The sequence below is a fragment of the Leptospira fletcheri genome (assembly GCF_004769195.1).
Lineage (GTDB): Bacteria > Spirochaetota > Leptospiria > Leptospirales > Leptospiraceae > Leptospira_B > Leptospira_B fletcheri.
The window spans coordinates 1-14,525 of record NZ_RQET01000014.1; the positions used below are offsets into that span (position 1 = coordinate 1).

The window sequence follows — 14,525 nt, forward strand, 5'->3', positions numbered from 1 at the left end:
GAGCATTCGAATGGTACCTTAGCTCCTTAAGAATTCAGCGCAGTTGATTCCAGAGATTGCAGTTTTTTCGGACAGGCAAGTAGGGCAGGAGTTCTACCTTGAGAAACCCGCGACTTCCACGGGATCTCTCTGCAGAAGTTTCTATTTCTTAACCTCGAATCGAGTACCGCCTTTCGGCCAGTTTGGATCCAGGACTTCTACTTTATAATGGAATTCGCTCGAATTTCCTAGAGTATCAGACGCTCGTATCGTGACGGTGGACTTGCCGATCGGAAGAGGGAAGGGTTCCTGATTCTGAAATTCCGTTACGCCTTCTTCGGAGGAGATCGTAATCAGCACCTCCTTCATTCCACTCGTTTCATCGTTGCAAAACACATGGACCTTTGATTTGTCGTTTAACAAATAAACGTCACCTTCTTTACGAGTTCCCGGCAAAACGATTTCGCAGGAAGGTCCTTTGGGATCGATCGCGATCGGAAATTCGCCCGTATTGCGGTTTCCCGCCTTATCTTCGGACTTCCATTGCAAAATCCAAATCCCTTCCTGTAACGATTCGGGTAGTTTGTATTCCGATCGGAAGGACGGTTTATTTCCCGAAAATTCCCGCTTTCTCTGTCTTCCCGTTTTTCGAGCGCCAGGCGTTTCCGATTTCAGTTCCACTTCCAAAAACCGGATTCCGGATCCTTCTTCGAAAATTCCGTACGGCAAAATATCTCCGGGGCGGTATTCGGGTAAATTAGAGCGCCCGGGTTTTCTTCTTTCCCAGGCAACCGTAGGCGCGGTCGTATCCTTCAATATCCGGATATTCTTTACTTCTTCCCTATTGCCGACGATGTCTTCGGAATAGAATTCGACGTCTGCCCATCCTTCTTTTAGAAGAGGAATGGTTCCCTTATATTCCTGCCAATCGCCCTTATCGATCCTGAAATAGGTTTTCGTAGGTAAACGAGCTTTTCCTTTAGAGTCCGTTTTGGGAGAATTTTCGTCCCGAGGCTCCTCTAGAAATATCTCCAATTTTTCCGAAGGGTTGACGAAATCGTCGGTCTCATACCGAACCTCTTTGTATCGATCCGCGTATTCCCTGAGAGAAACGGACATAGAGGAAAGGCCTCTGATTCCTGAACTTCCGATCGCGGTGATTCTAACGTAGAAAGGAAGGAGTTCCTGCCCGTAAGTAAAGGATGATTCATACACGGTCTGTGTGGAACGTACGTTTATAAAATCGGAATGTTCGGAAAGCTCCACGAGATAAGCCGAAGCGCCCCGGACAGATCCCCATTTCAAAATTATCGTTTGGAGAGGAGGCGCTTCCACCGTCGACTTTTTCGGTTGAGATTGGGAACGCAAAACTTGGATTTGCCAAGGACCGAAAATACAGATGCAAATACAAACGGTCCGGAAGATTTCGAAAATTTTCATCGCTTCTATCTGAAAGAGAAAAAACTCATTTCGTCGGAATTTACTGGATCTCGACCCGATCCGGGAGAGGGGTAGGGGTTGTGGGCTTTTTCCCCTTTTCCACAGTCGTACCGAATCCGGCAGGCACTTTTACGATGGATCCTTGGGCACCTACTTCCAATTCCCCCTCGTAACATCCAATCAAACTCTTTTCAGGAATACTGGAATCCACGTAAAATTCGGTTCCGCGAACTCCGACCATGGCTACAGGAGTGACCACGAAGAGTTTGTATTTTTTTCCTTTGTCTTTTTCCGAGACTGCGGACTGCACAGATCCGGAATTCACTTGGACTGCCTTCGCATTTTCGGCGGTATCCTGTTTGTATTCCGCAAGAGATTGAGCGCCGCTCGAAATGATTCTCAATAGGGAATTTTGTCGGACATCGAACGAAATCCGAGTTTTTAGAAACGCGAATCTAAGCGCAGATTTTTCCTTCGTACGAATCCATTCGTTGGTATAGAGAGTGGCATTTTTACCGATCTTGGCCCAGCTTCCCGCATTCGTAACCGGATTGAAGTCCTTCGAACTTTCGACGACTCCTACGGCCAATTCCACGATCCCCTCGGGGCTCGCCGCAACCGTAGTAGTAGGGACTGCCGGAATGGAATCCTTTCTAAGATACCCCGGAATCTTCAGAGTAATCCCTTCCCGAATCAAAGAAGGGTTCGGAATTTCGTTGTACTTCAACAATTCCTTCCACTTCCCCGGATCTTCCAGAAATTGCTTGGAAATCTTGGATAATGTATCGTTCTTTTTCACTTTGTATTCGAAAACATCGTCGTGAGCGCCCTTATTGTCTTGGGTTTGGGCCGAAAGTTTAGAAACGGAACCGGAAAACTCGAAACCCGGATGGATTTCCGGAATCAGATGGATGAATAGAATCCCCAGAAAAACGGGAATTACTTTTGCCGGAACGGACCGGAGCGATTCAAATTGCATTCATTCCTCTCAAAGCAAATGCAGCAAGGTATTTGGATTTTCTATTGAAGCTACGAATCCAACAGTCTCTTCCATCCGAGGAAATTTTCTTCAATTTCGATCGGATCGAATCCACGGATTCGCCAAAGAATTTACAGCGTAATGAGACGGATAATTCCATACAAAAAGCACAATTCACGGGGAAAAATTCGTCCTATCCGAAATTTCGTTTGAAATTTTTTCTTTCCAAAAGATTCTTCACATTTAATTCCCCGACCTCCGAGACGTTTTCATGAAAAAAATACGAATCATATTGCTCGCTTTTTTTGCAAGTATCGCGTTGTTATTGCTTCCCGAACAAGTGAAAGCGCAAAATGGGGATATAGAAGCGGCGATCCAGCAGGCTTGCAATCGTCTGGTAGAAGGAGGTTTGTATAAAAGTTGCAAACCGGCTCCGGGTTTCTCCGCATCCCAGGGTTATTACAGCCAATCCGCCCAAGTGAAGTGCGAGTGCCTGAATAAGTCGGATAATAATAAAACGATTGTTACAATCTCTCTTTGGCAAGGGTATTGACAAATTCGATCGTGGCTAGGCAGAGCCGAAACGACAGGGGAGGGGGCAAAGAAAAGCGCCTAATTCGGTATGTTTCCTACGTTTTTTCCTCGATTCTTTGAATGTTTTTCCCGAGTCAGAGGTTATAATTAAAGAATAGATTTCTTTCGATGTGCCTACGGCGGATTTTTCATATTATTTTACGGCTGGGAGTCTCTTTTCTATTCCTAGATTGTTACCAAGGACCGAAATCCGGTATTGATGACTTTCTCGCTTTTTCCCAATTGACTACGAGTGTTAGTACGCCTGTACCTCTGCAGGTTCAGGTATCCGGACTTCCCGCAGCGGCGACCGTTTCCATCTCGGATTCTCTGGGAGAAATTTTAACCTTCTCCAGCAACAGCACCCAATCCTTTCCTACAAAACAAGTAGCGGGAACGAACTATTCCTTAACGGTTACGGCCCAACCGACGGTTACACCTAAAATCATCTGTCAAATCACGAATCCGACGGGTCAGACAGGGTTCCCGTCCACCGTCGTCCAGGTGCAATGTGGGACCGCGTTTTATCCTATCAATGTGACAGTGGTCGGTATCTCCAGCACAAATACGAATTCATTAGTACTTTCGAATAATGCCATAGACTTCCTTACGGTGACCACTAACGGAACTTATTCCTTTCCGACTACGATTGCAGACCAACAGTCTTTCGCAGTCGGTGTCTTCCAAGGATTGCCGAACCATACCTGTATTTTTAAGGCCGTGCCTGCGAATACGGGGATCGTCAACGGAGGTTCTCCCGCCGCGCCCATATTGAATTGCTTTAGCGACATCTCCGTTTTGCCTGCGGACAATACCTCTATTTTGGTAACGGATACGATCAATATTACTTTATCGGAAACTCCAACTGCGGGGAGCTGCATCTTGGATGCCACCGTTGCGGCAAGCCCGACGAACTTGGGCCCTTACGCGACCCTTTCCCTTGCAGGAAACGTTCTTTCGATCATCCCGAATTCCGGGAGTTATAGTCCGACTTTAGCGGCTCCGCTGAACGTATACGCAAAAATCACCGGATGCACGGATAGCGGAGGCAACGTACTTTTGGAAGGTTCTCCACTTGTGGTGAATTTTTCTCTCGTAGCAAATAAATACTACGTTTCTCCCACTGGAACCGACGCGGCCGCTCCAGCCTGCGCAACCCCGGCAGCGCCTTGTGCGACCATCCAGCAAGGAGTCACGAACTGCGGGACCAACTCCTGTCATGTATTCGTTTCGCAAGGAACGTATACAGTCACGACGGCCATTTCTTTAACCAAAAAGACTTCGATCGTCGGAGGGTTTGCTCCAGGATTCGGCACAAGATCTCCCAGTACGTACCAAACATTGATTAATGATTCGACGGCGGGTTGCGGGGTTTCCTATGCGCTTCCTTGCGCTCCGATCATCGTAACTCTCGCGGCGTTAACCGCCAACGAAGTCGTCAAAATTTCCGGTTTCGGAATTTTTGCATCATCGGATCCCACGAAGGCTTATACCACCGGTATTTTTCTAAACGCCTCGATCCCGAGTCCCGGCGGATTGTTCATTTTCGAGAATACGATCGTAGGGGGACAACCTAGCTCGGCGGGAGGACTCTTGTCCGGGATACAAATCGTAGGCAGCAATAACACGGTTTTAGAATACAATACGATTTACGGCGGCTCCGGCGGAGCTGCTTCCTCCGGAGTGGTGGTCGACGCTTCCTCCGCAGTGCTCACTTGGAATCGGATCAGTGGCCTTGGATCGGTAGGATCGGCATTTCCGACGAACTATTCCGCAGGAGTCGAAGTGCGCAATATGATCGCTACGAACTCTTTGGCGATCAATTCCAATTCTATTAATCCGCAAGCGTATATTGATGCTACCGTCAGCGCTTCGAATTTCTTCGGAATCCTTTTCCAATCCACCAATCTTTCCACCAGCAATGTCGCCGTGCTTGGAAATAGCATCTACTCAGGAAACGGATCCCTGACGGCCACGACGAACGCAGTCCGTTACGGTGCGGTCCTGGCACTGGATATGAAATTGATGAACAACCAGATGATCACTCCGAGCAGTTCCTACGTATGTCTGTTCAACGCTTTGACTTCCGGTGTAGGTTCTTCGATCCAAGGGAATAATTTTTATAGTTGCTCGACGATGGCTTATGAAGCAGGAACGACCACTTCTTATACTTCCATCTGTCCGGGAGCGGCCATCGGGGGATTGAGCTCCACGAGCTGCGCCGTACCGACGTATTTAACCGGAGCCGGCGCAGCTTCCCAAAACTATGCTCAAAATCCCAAGTTCGTAAACGCTACTGATATCGACCATGCCTTCGATCTTTCCTCTAGTTCCTCCTGTTATGCAGTCTACGGAGGAATTAACGACAATATACTCGCTCCATATACGGCGAGTGATATAGAAACCAGGCCAAGGACTCAAAACACTGCGGTTGCGGCTCCTTCGTTTATTCCTGCAGGGGCCTACGGGTATTCCATCGGGGCATTCGAATTCAACGGGGCCTGTAAATAAGAAACTAGCGGGGCCCCGGCATAGTTTCGGTCCGTTATACTCGTTAAGAGTATCTGATCTCGGTAATGGTATCAGCCAGTTTTCAACCTAAAAATCTTGCAAGCTAAGTCAGGTCCTTCAACTTTATCGAAAAACATTTGCAAACGATGATATAAACGTTATTCTAAAATCATGAAGTTTATATTGTCGATTTTCAGTATTCTTTTCATTGGATGCGTTTCTAACCCTTATGTGGAATTTTATTCAGATCATTCCGCTGGACGCCATAAACCGAATCAAATTCTTGCTTCTTCAAATAAAGAACCTGAGCTTCGCAGTTATTCGACAGATCCCGTAAATGATGACCTAAGAATGGTAGAAAATGGATATATGGTAGTGGGTGAATCTTCATTTAAAGCCACTCCAAATAAAATCTGGTCGGGCGATCTTCGGGATGCAGCATTTGAATTTGACGCCGAAATTGTTTTATTTGGATCTCGATTCGATCATTCTTATTCATACTCTTCAAGCAATTTCGTTTATGGAACTGCTCTGACGCCTGCCGGGAGGACGATATCTTATCAGGGATACCAACCATCAGTATGATATCCTTACAGAATTTAATTCTCAAAAAATCTATACTATTCCGGAGTATCTTGCAGAGCTCGGGAAAAATTCCGGAAAAGAAGTTACCATAAAACTATTTAGAAAAGGCGCCGAAAAACGCTTAAAAATACGTTTGAATTCTCAGTAGAATTTTTATTTTAAAAGAAAAAACCTCTCACATCTCGCAATTCCTTATAAAGTTCTACGAGAAGAGCTCGCTGGTCACCAAGAATATCCGGTTGGCAAACGTTCGTAGCGGCTTCAGTGAAAGTTTACAGTGGTCAAAACGGCTGGCAGGATATAAACTTGCTTCATAAGCTTCGGAGTCGAGGAGATACATCTTGGAATCATGCCTTTCAAAAGTCTGGAATAAATGTTAAAGAAGAACTAAGAAAGTATGAAGCAAATCAAAACAAGAAATAAGATCTACATTATTTCATCCATCCTTACTATTTTAATTCTTTGCATATCGGTTTCTATATGCTCATTAGATGGACTCTGGGATAATGCAGTTTTATTTGTATTAGGGGATGATACTGTATATACTTCGTCTTACTCAGATAAAAAATTTCGTTTAATTAAAATAGGATTCTCGAGAACGAAAGTTTCTTCAATCCTCGGGAAACCATTAATCATATCCTATAATTGTGAATCTGGAGACTTCATAGTTACAGATGGAAATAAGATTACGGGTAACGAGCACAGACTTAGAATCTTATACTGGAAAATCCATAAACGATCCAAATCCGATTTGCTCTCCGATCACTTCTGAATTTTGGACCTATAATAAAAGAGCAGGAATTTATCGTCTTAGAGTTCTGGAATTTCATAACGGGGTTGGTTATCCGGAAGATTACCGGAATGGCTATAGACTAATATTAGAGTACATGATTTGCTAATTCATTGAGGCTTTACGCTTCAGAAACGTAAGGTTCGTGGTTTATTTTAGGTCTTTCTGTAAAGGATGTATTAAATATAAAGTGTAAAGTATGTTTGAGTACTATCAAAACAGCCGCTTCAATAATGAGACATAATATCTATTATCGGAAGTACTAGATTCTGTCTCGATCTCCGTTCCCGCCAGGAAACCGCAGAGAAACACAATCGCATAGGAGAACCTTCCCCTATGCGAAGGAACTACGAAATGTTTACTGCTTGGAACTGACTCTTTTCCGAATTGCATCTAGAGAATAGCTTCCAGGCCCGTTGAAGAATAAAAACAAGGATCCCAGAGCCTGCGAGTATTCGGATCGAATTTCATGTAAAAAGGCCCAAATTCCGGTCACAGGTGGACTGTGAGGCAAAGCCAAGGGCGAACTTCCGAACAATAACGGAATTTTGGTCATCGTCATTGCTACCATCATTTCTACGAGAAAAACGAGGCTGAATTCTTTCGTGAACAAGCCCATTGCCAAGGACAATCCTCCTAAAATTTCCAGGCATCCGATTGTGCCGCTTACGAACGACGGTTCGGGAAACCCCAGCTTAGTGAAGCGCCCCACGCCCTGGTTCACGTAGAGAAATTTAATGATTCCCTCCCAGAGGAACACGCTTCCGACCAAAACTCGGAGGATCACCGAATACGAATTTTTTGTATCTTCGATTTGAAAGAAATGTCTGATCATTTTTATCCTGTATCGTTTTATTGATTATGGATCCGTTCCGGAAAGAGTCTCTTTCTCATGCAATTCCCACGAATCAACTCTGCGAAAATCGTCCATCTCATTTGGACCCGCCTCGTTCCTCAAAAAGCAGTTACTCCAATGGATTCGAAACGAACGATACTCTTTCCTCCACAAACAGCCGAATTTCCTTCCGAGGTATTATATATAACAAATGTTATAATTATAAAATAATTCCTTTATAAGTCGTTTAGCGTTCGCTATAGAGATGATATATAAGTAGGCTGTCGTTTACTATAAAGATAAGAACAACGAAAAGGCAATGCCGGGCCGGTCGCCTTTGGAGAGAATTGAAATGTCGATACAGAAAACCAAAATTCCGGGGATCCTTGCGACGATCCTCATTCTGCTACCTGCTCTTGCTTGCCAAAAAGAAAATTCGCAATTCAGCGGTGCGGGAACGCTTTCTTCCTTGGTCGCAAACCTACAAAGCTGGACCCAACAAACTTCGCAGCGCAGCGAACAACTTTATTCTTCCACCGGAGTTCCCCTACCTGCCGTGCCTTTCAGTACGAACGGCAGATACATCGTAGATTCGAACAATAACCGTTTTAAATTGAAGGCGGTCAACTGGTATGGAGCAAGCGACACCCATCAAGTCGTGGCCGGTTTGGACAAACAACCGATTGCGAACATCGTCGCTCTGATTCAGAACTGGGGTTTTAACGCCGTCAGACTTCCGTTTTCGAACGTCATGTTGCACAATAATTCTCCGGTTGCGGACGCGGACGTCAGCGCCAATCCGCAGTTCAGCGGAATGACTCCTCTGCAGGTGTATGACCAGACGGTACAGGCGCTGACCGATGCAGGAATCGCGGTCGTTTTAAACAATCATACGACGTTAGCTGAGTGGTGTTGCGGCTTCGATTATAACGGACTTTGGTATCATACCGGCTCTAATTTGGCCTACAATTCTTCCACGGACATGTGGCAAGGCGATTGGCTGATGATGGTAAACCGCTACAAAAATAACAAGATGGTTATCGCTGCGGATCTCAGAAACGAAGTCAGAACCCAGCGAAAGGGAGACACTTACATTCCGGATAGCCCGAATTGGGGATCGGGGGACGTTAATGATTGGCATAAGGCGGCCCAGGACCTAGGAGTTTTGGTCACGCAGAACAATCCGGATTTGCTCGTCATCGTGGAAGGAATCAACTGGTGGGGCCTCATCCCGGTACTCGGTTCCGGAGAAAGACCCCACTTGAAACCCGTAAAAGACCTGCCGGTTCACCTTCCTGTAGCGAATAAATTGGTTTATTCCGCGCACAATTACGGATACATAGGGCCGAAGAACAACGGAGATCCGAATACGTCCGGCGGAAATATCATGTACCGGGAAATGGACGTGAATACGTTTAACAATACGGTATATTCGGAATGGGGCTACGTAGTGGATCCGGAGATGTATTATACGACTCCGGTATGGGTCAGCGAATTCGGAGCGTCGCCTTCCACCACGAACCCTCAAGACAAGCAATGGCTCCAAAATCTCGTAAATTATCTGATCGCTCGGGACCTGGATTTCGCTTTTTGGCCGTTGAACGGAAACGATGAATGGGGTTTAGTATCCAGCGATTGGTCCAGAACTCTAAAAGACGATTGGAGATTCGCCCCCTTGAATCAGCTCCTAACGTATTCGGGGAACCAGGGGCAATCGGTCTTTGCGTATCATTTTTCCAATCTTTCGATCGGGAACGGAAACGACAATTCTTCCACATTGTACGACGATTGGGACAACGGCGCCAACAAGGGTACCTGCTCGGACGGATATAGATTGAACGGACTCAGCCAGGACCAAAGGGCATTATGCACCGACGTGAATTATGGGAATCTCTGGGCCCAAAGTCGCTCGTATAACGTGCAGTCCGTAAATGAAACCTCTACGAGATACCATGGCACCGGAGATTGGGCTGGCGGATTTACAAAATACGAATGTCCGCAAAATTACTATGTGTCCGGCTTTTCGAAACGTTGGTGGGGAACGAGCGGAATTCTATGCGCCCAGAGTAACCGCAGTTTAGGAAACAGTTGCCGGACTCTTTGGTACAACCAAGGAGACAATCGCACCTCAACTCGCGGAGGCGATTGGGCTTCCGGTTCCTACAAAGGCCAGTGCGACGACAACGAATATGTGGCGGGAATGGCTCAAAGAAACGGTTCGGCAAGCGCCCTTCTTTGTTGCAGATAACGCGTCCGTACAAATATCCGCTTTTCCTTTCGCCGCAGAAGTAGCGAATTTTTCGACTACTCCTGCGGTTTTTCTTTTTCCCCCTCGACCGAAGTTCAGAATCCAGGAGGATTTTTGAATTTATTTTTAGTATGTAATTAATTAATTACTTAATAGTATTTGCTGCGGAGTCTAAGGGAATAAATCCTGGTTATTGAAGTATGAAACCGATCGTTTCCATCATTCTGCCGACGTATAACGAAAGCGAAAATCTACCCATCGCTGCGGAAAGGATTTCGCAATCCCTTTCCGGATTTAAACACGAAATCATCGTCGTCGACGACGACAGTCCGGATCATACATGGCAAGTGGCGGAGAACCTAAAACGAAGAATCCCCCAATTAAAAGTCATTCGGAGACTTTCCGGAAAAGGACTGTCTTCGGCCGTCCTGACCGGGATGGGTATCGCTGAAGGAGATCTGTTCGTGGTAATGGATTCGGACCTCCAGCATGACGAGCAAATCCTACCGGAAATGATCCGCTCACTCAATGATAGAGGAAACGATTTGTGCTTGGGTACCAGATACACGAAGGGGGGCTCTACAGGTAAATGGTCCCTCTTAAGGGTACTGGTGAGTAGATTCGGGAACACTCTTGCAAGATGGATCCTGAGACAGGACGTCTCGGATCCGATGAGCGGATATTTCGGGATTAAAAAAGACCTCTATTCCGAGGTGAAAAACAATATCAATCCCAGAGGTTTTAAAATCCTGTTGGAATTCCTGGCCAGAGGAAGCAAGGACTTGAAGGTGGAAGAAATTCCGTACACTTTTAGAACGAGAATCCACGGGGAAACGAAATTGGACAATTCCGTTCTTCGGAATTTCCTAGTGGCCCTTCTGGACATCCGTTACGGAAAATGGATCTCCCCTACTTTCTTACTCTATGCTCTCGTAGGCGCTACGGGGATCATCGTAAACTTGGGTGGATTCCTGTTGGGAGAATTTCTCGGATTCCCGGATCTGAATACGGGAATTTCTTATGTGGGAACGATTTCCAGTTCCGTACTTTTAGGAATCGAGTTATCGGTACTTTCCAACTTTCTTTTCAACAATTACTTTACGTTTTATGAAAGGAGATTTCAAAGTTGGAATGCAGCCAAAGGATTCCTAATTTTTCACAGTGTAAGCCTTTTTAGCCTCGTTCTACAGTTGGGATGCTACCAGCTTCTCACGAAAGTCGCCTTTTCGAACGACAGCCATTCCCTGTCGATCTCGGTGAAATTGCTTTGCGATTTTCTATCCATCGGCGCCGGCCTGATTTCGAATTATTTCCTAAATTCGAACCTCACTTGGACGAAAGCCGTTCGGAAATGATTTGATTCCGGAATGGAAAATGGCATAGTGAACCCATCGTAAAAGTCCGCTTTTCAAAGGGGGAATTATGCCGAAGGTGCTTGTCCCGTTCGCTACGGGAATGGAAGAGATGGAAGCCGTCATCATTGTGGATGTCCTCCGAAGAGCAGGCATACAAGTCACCACAGCGGGACTCGTTCCCGGCCCGATCGAAGCGTCTCGCGGCACGAAGCACCTTCCAGACACGACGTTGTCAGAAATATTGGAAGAAGATTTCGACATGATCGTACTTCCGGGAGGAAACAAGGGCACGCAAAACCTGGACCGAGATCCCAATCTTCTTTCCTTATTGAAGAGGTTCAAAGCGGAAAAACGCAAGATCTCCGCGATCTGCGCCGCTCCCCGCGTATTGAAGAACCACGGAATCCTGGAGCCGGGACAGAAATTTACCGCTTTTCCGGGTTCCGTTTCGGAATCACCGGAATACACCGGATCCCGTTTGGAAGAGTCCGGCAACGTATTGACCAGCATAGGTCCTGGCTCCGCTTTCGAATTCGCTTTGAGAATCGTCGAACTTCTTTCCGGTCGCGAAAAGAAACAAGAAGTCGAATCCGGATTGCAACTACGTTAAATACTGAAAGCGAACCTTATTCCCGAATTTCGGAGAGCTTTTTAAAGATAAAGTCTCCGTAGGCAGGATAGCAGCTCGGAGACATGTGACCGGGATCGGAAAAATCGTCGCAGGAATATTCCGGATCGTCGTTCATATTCCAGAGAGATGTCTCGGTTTCTTCATTGAATTTCCGGATTTCTTGATTCCAAATTTCTAATGGAATTCTTTGGCCTTCCGGCGTTTCCGTTTTTCTCGTTCCGTACAATTTATAATACGGTCTTGCCACGCGAACCCATATCGTGGCGTAGGGAATTTTCGCGTTTTTCAAAAGTCTAACGGAATCCCTTTGCATCTCCAGCATGTCAGTATGAAATGTATACGGATTCAGATAGGATTGAAAATCGGATTCGGACCTCTTAATCAATTGGTCTTCCGGCAACTTCACTACGCTCGCATCCCTGGCCGTACTCCCTTTCTGGTCTTGGAGAGTTTTTAAGGTCTGCACAACCGCTTCCGCGTAATTGTTCGCCCAGTAGGAATCGTTCTTAAGACGCTCCCTGATTCTCCAAAGTTTCGGCCTTTCCCTATATGTACGGAACAATCGTTTGGACAGAAAGACCGACCATTCCTCTTTGGAGTAACGGTTCCAATGTCGGAATAAAAAACCCGGGGAAAGTCCGTAAACCAAAACCTCGTCCAAGGCCAATACGGGGGTTTTATTATAGATTTCCATGGATTGGTCGAGAATCACGAAATCAGGTTGCAAACCGTCTCCGGTCAATCTTTCCACCCAATACAGAAAATAATCCGGAGATCCTCCGGGAACGGAAAAGTTGTAAACGATCCAATCCGGATATTTCTTCCGGAGTTCATGGTAAGGAAACAGAAGAGATCTGGAGTTCCCGAAAAAGACGAGCACCTTCTTTCTTTCAGGTAGAGGCTGCTTCAGATATTCGCGCAAATCCTCGTAAAGATCGTGCTTACTCGAAAAATTCAAATAAGCCAATGTATTCGAATAATACCGCATGAAATACGAATTGGTCAGGAAGCGATCCGACAATAAAATAGCGGCAAGAATCAGGAATGGAATCAAAAGGACTTTTTTTTCTTTCATGGGAATTTCCGGTTCTTCACTAAAACTGGCAATAGATACATGCGCCGGCATCCTCGGAATATAAGGCGATCGCAAAGGCAGTCATCACCGCCGAAAGAAAAAGAAGTAGGATCCGATTGCCTCGGATTTTCTCCTTCCACTCCGGTTTGTACTGAACGAAATGGAAGAAAAGAAAACCGAAATAGGAGTATGCAAGTTTTTCTATATTCTCCATCTTCTCCAGACGGAACGGCTCCGGTCCGGAGACCAATGCGGCCGCTTGCTCCAACCAACCCGAACCGTTGTTGAACAAAAGCGAAGACAATCTGTTCGGAATGTTCGTAACTAAGCCAACGACGTGTTGCAGCATTTTCCCCGCGGAGTTCGAACGGAACAGGATTGCGCTGAATGAGAAAAGTACGAAAACGATCTGAACCCGGACGAGTGTGAGGAATCGATTCGAGGATTCCCCGTCGTCCCACCCGAAACGTTTCACAAAGAAACGCTCCGTAGCAAGAATCACTCCCCAATAAAATCCCCATGCTACGAAGGTATAATCGGCGCCGTGCCAAATTCCCCCGACCGTCATAGTGACGATCAGATTCAGATACGTTCTCCATTCTCCATTTTTACTTCCACCTAATGAGAAATAGACGTAATCTCTAAGCCAAAAGGAAAGAGTCATGTGCCATCTCTGCCAGAGCTCCCTACCGGAAGGTGAAAATAATGGCGCACGAAAGTTCTCCGGCAATTCGAACCCGAACATCAATCCCACGGAGCGAGCCATATCCGTTAATCCGGAAAAATCGCAATATACCTGAACGGTATAACCGAAACCGGCTAAAGCCAGAGAAAGATTGTCATACTGCCCCGGATTCCCAAAAACGGGAGCGATCACGTTTGCGACTGGATCTGCGATCAAAATCTTTTTGATCAAACCGGAAATCATCAGGAATCCGGCCCGTACCAACCGTTCCTGACTCAGGGTAAGATTGTTCAGATTCGAGAAAAAGTCCTTGGTTCTCAGAATGGGCCCTACGATTAAAATAGGGAAAAATAGAACGAAGGAAAGAAACTGCTTAAAGGTAAGGATATCGCCTTCCGGTTTTCGATAAGCGTCCACTGCGGAAGCGATCATCTGAAAGCTGTAAAAGCTCACTGCAAGAGGAAGGGATATTTTTAAAATCCGAGGGACATCCTCGAAAAAAGGATATCCCGTAACGTCGGCCAAGATCCGGTTTATAAAATAGAAATATTTAAAGAACCCTAGATTGATCACGTTCAACAGAACGGCAACAAACATCCAAGTCTTCTTACTCGATTCGGAAGTCCTAATTTTATAATAAGCGTAATAATTCGCGCTTACGATCGCAAGGAAATGCGCGAAAAAACCCAATCCTCCGAAAAGTGTCCCCGCACCAAGAACGTAAAAAACCGCGCTGGAAACGAGAAGTACATCCTGTCTCCTCCGGTCGGGAGAAAGCCAATAGATAAGATAAACCGCGGAAAAGAAAATTAGGAACAGGACGGAATTAAAGAGCACGT

General features: G+C 46.0%; 11 protein-coding genes. 6 read left to right on the forward strand and 5 right to left on the reverse strand.

Annotated elements, in window-relative coordinates; genetic code table 11:
* Nucleotides 1-141: 141 nt before the first annotated feature.
* Both EHO60_RS16120 and EHO60_RS16125 read right to left on the reverse strand, forming a co-directional pair.
* Entirely contained in the window at nt 142-1,419 is a 1,278-nt protein-coding gene (locus tag EHO60_RS16120; RefSeq protein WP_246028360.1) for an S-layer protein, read from the reverse strand.
* Between the two features lie 40 nt (nt 1,420-1,459).
* Nucleotides 1,460-2,398, reverse strand: coding sequence for a FecR family protein (locus tag EHO60_RS16125; protein WP_135769252.1), 939 nt, complete (start codon nt 2,396-2,398; stop codon nt 1,460-1,462).
* A gap of 271 nt (nt 2,399-2,669) precedes the next feature.
* Here EHO60_RS16125 and EHO60_RS16130 point away from each other — a divergent pair, with 271 nt between their 5' ends.
* From EHO60_RS16130 to EHO60_RS16140, 3 genes are all read left to right on the forward strand, one after another.
* Nucleotides 2,670-2,951 carry a hypothetical protein gene (locus EHO60_RS16130; RefSeq protein WP_135769253.1) on the forward strand — a complete coding sequence of 94 codons (282 nt, stop codon included), beginning with the start codon at nt 2,670-2,672 and terminating at the stop codon, nt 2,949-2,951.
* A 149-nt stretch (nt 2,952-3,100) separates the two neighbouring features.
* Nucleotides 3,101-5,482 (forward strand): hypothetical protein, encoded by a 2,382-nt coding sequence (locus EHO60_RS16135; protein WP_135769254.1) that lies wholly within the window; start codon nt 3,101-3,103, stop codon nt 5,480-5,482.
* Between the two features lie 171 nt (nt 5,483-5,653).
* The gene (locus tag EHO60_RS16140; protein ID WP_135769255.1) at nt 5,654-6,067 is read left to right on the forward strand and encodes a hypothetical protein; all 414 of its coding nucleotides are present in this window, start codon (nt 5,654-5,656) and stop codon (nt 6,065-6,067) included.
* 1,148 nt (nt 6,068-7,215) lie between these two features.
* Here the strand turns inward: EHO60_RS16140 and EHO60_RS16145 are convergent.
* Nucleotides 7,216-7,692 (reverse strand): DoxX family protein, encoded by a 477-nt coding sequence (locus EHO60_RS16145; protein WP_135769256.1) that lies wholly within the window; start codon nt 7,690-7,692, stop codon nt 7,216-7,218.
* 352 nt (nt 7,693-8,044) lie between these two features.
* Here EHO60_RS16145 and EHO60_RS16150 point away from each other — a divergent pair, with 352 nt between their 5' ends.
* The 3 genes from EHO60_RS16150 (at nt 8,045) to EHO60_RS16160 (ending at nt 11,905) form a co-directional block, all read left to right on the forward strand.
* A complete protein-coding gene (locus EHO60_RS16150) occupies nt 8,045-9,940 on the forward strand; it encodes a glycoside hydrolase family 5 protein (protein WP_135769257.1) in 1,896 nt (631 codons plus the stop codon).
* 200 nt (nt 9,941-10,140) lie between these two features.
* Complete coding sequence (locus EHO60_RS16155; RefSeq protein WP_135769258.1) at nt 10,141-11,295, forward strand: glycosyltransferase; 1,155 nt, start codon at nt 10,141-10,143, stop codon at nt 11,293-11,295.
* A gap of 67 nt (nt 11,296-11,362) precedes the next feature.
* Nucleotides 11,363-11,905, forward strand: coding sequence for a DJ-1 family glyoxalase III (locus EHO60_RS16160; protein WP_135769259.1), 543 nt, complete (start codon nt 11,363-11,365; stop codon nt 11,903-11,905).
* Between the two features lie 16 nt (nt 11,906-11,921).
* Here the strand turns inward: EHO60_RS16160 and EHO60_RS16165 are convergent, their stop codons facing one another.
* Together EHO60_RS16165 and EHO60_RS16170 are read right to left on the reverse strand one after the other, a co-directional pair.
* Nucleotides 11,922-13,001, reverse strand: coding sequence for a DUF1574 domain-containing protein (locus EHO60_RS16165; RefSeq protein ID WP_135769260.1), 1,080 nt, complete (start codon nt 12,999-13,001; stop codon nt 11,922-11,924).
* A 19-nt stretch (nt 13,002-13,020) separates the two neighbouring features.
* Nucleotides 13,021-14,523, reverse strand: a complete 1,503-nt coding sequence (locus EHO60_RS16170) for an MBOAT family O-acyltransferase (RefSeq protein ID WP_135769261.1) — start codon at nt 14,521-14,523, stop codon at nt 13,021-13,023.
* Nucleotides 14,524-14,525 lie beyond the last annotated feature (2 nt).

What these genes read in the sequence shown, in the direction of transcription:
- EHO60_RS16130 (WP_135769253.1), top strand. Translation starts at nt 2,670, where the DNA reads ATGAAAAAAATACGAATCATATTGCTCGCTTTTTTTGCAAGTATCGCG.
- EHO60_RS16145 (WP_135769256.1), bottom strand. Translation starts at nt 7,692, where the DNA reads ATGATCAGACATTTCTTTCAAATCGAAGATACAAAAAATTCGTATTCG.
- EHO60_RS16140 (WP_135769255.1), top strand. Translation starts at nt 5,654, where the DNA reads ATGAAGTTTATATTGTCGATTTTCAGTATTCTTTTCATTGGATGCGTT.
- EHO60_RS16155 (WP_135769258.1), top strand. Translation starts at nt 10,141, where the DNA reads ATGAAACCGATCGTTTCCATCATTCTGCCGACGTATAACGAAAGCGAA.
- EHO60_RS16125 (WP_135769252.1), bottom strand. Translation starts at nt 2,398, where the DNA reads ATGCAATTTGAATCGCTCCGGTCCGTTCCGGCAAAAGTAATTCCCGTT.
- EHO60_RS16120 (WP_246028360.1), bottom strand. Translation starts at nt 1,419, where the DNA reads ATGAAAATTTTCGAAATCTTCCGGACCGTTTGTATTTGCATCTGTATT.
- EHO60_RS16135 (WP_135769254.1), top strand. Translation starts at nt 3,101, where the DNA reads ATGTGCCTACGGCGGATTTTTCATATTATTTTACGGCTGGGAGTCTCT.
- EHO60_RS16160 (WP_135769259.1), top strand. Translation starts at nt 11,363, where the DNA reads ATGCCGAAGGTGCTTGTCCCGTTCGCTACGGGAATGGAAGAGATGGAA.
- EHO60_RS16165 (WP_135769260.1), bottom strand. Translation starts at nt 13,001, where the DNA reads ATGAAAGAAAAAAAAGTCCTTTTGATTCCATTCCTGATTCTTGCCGCT.
- EHO60_RS16150 (WP_135769257.1), top strand. Translation starts at nt 8,045, where the DNA reads ATGTCGATACAGAAAACCAAAATTCCGGGGATCCTTGCGACGATCCTC.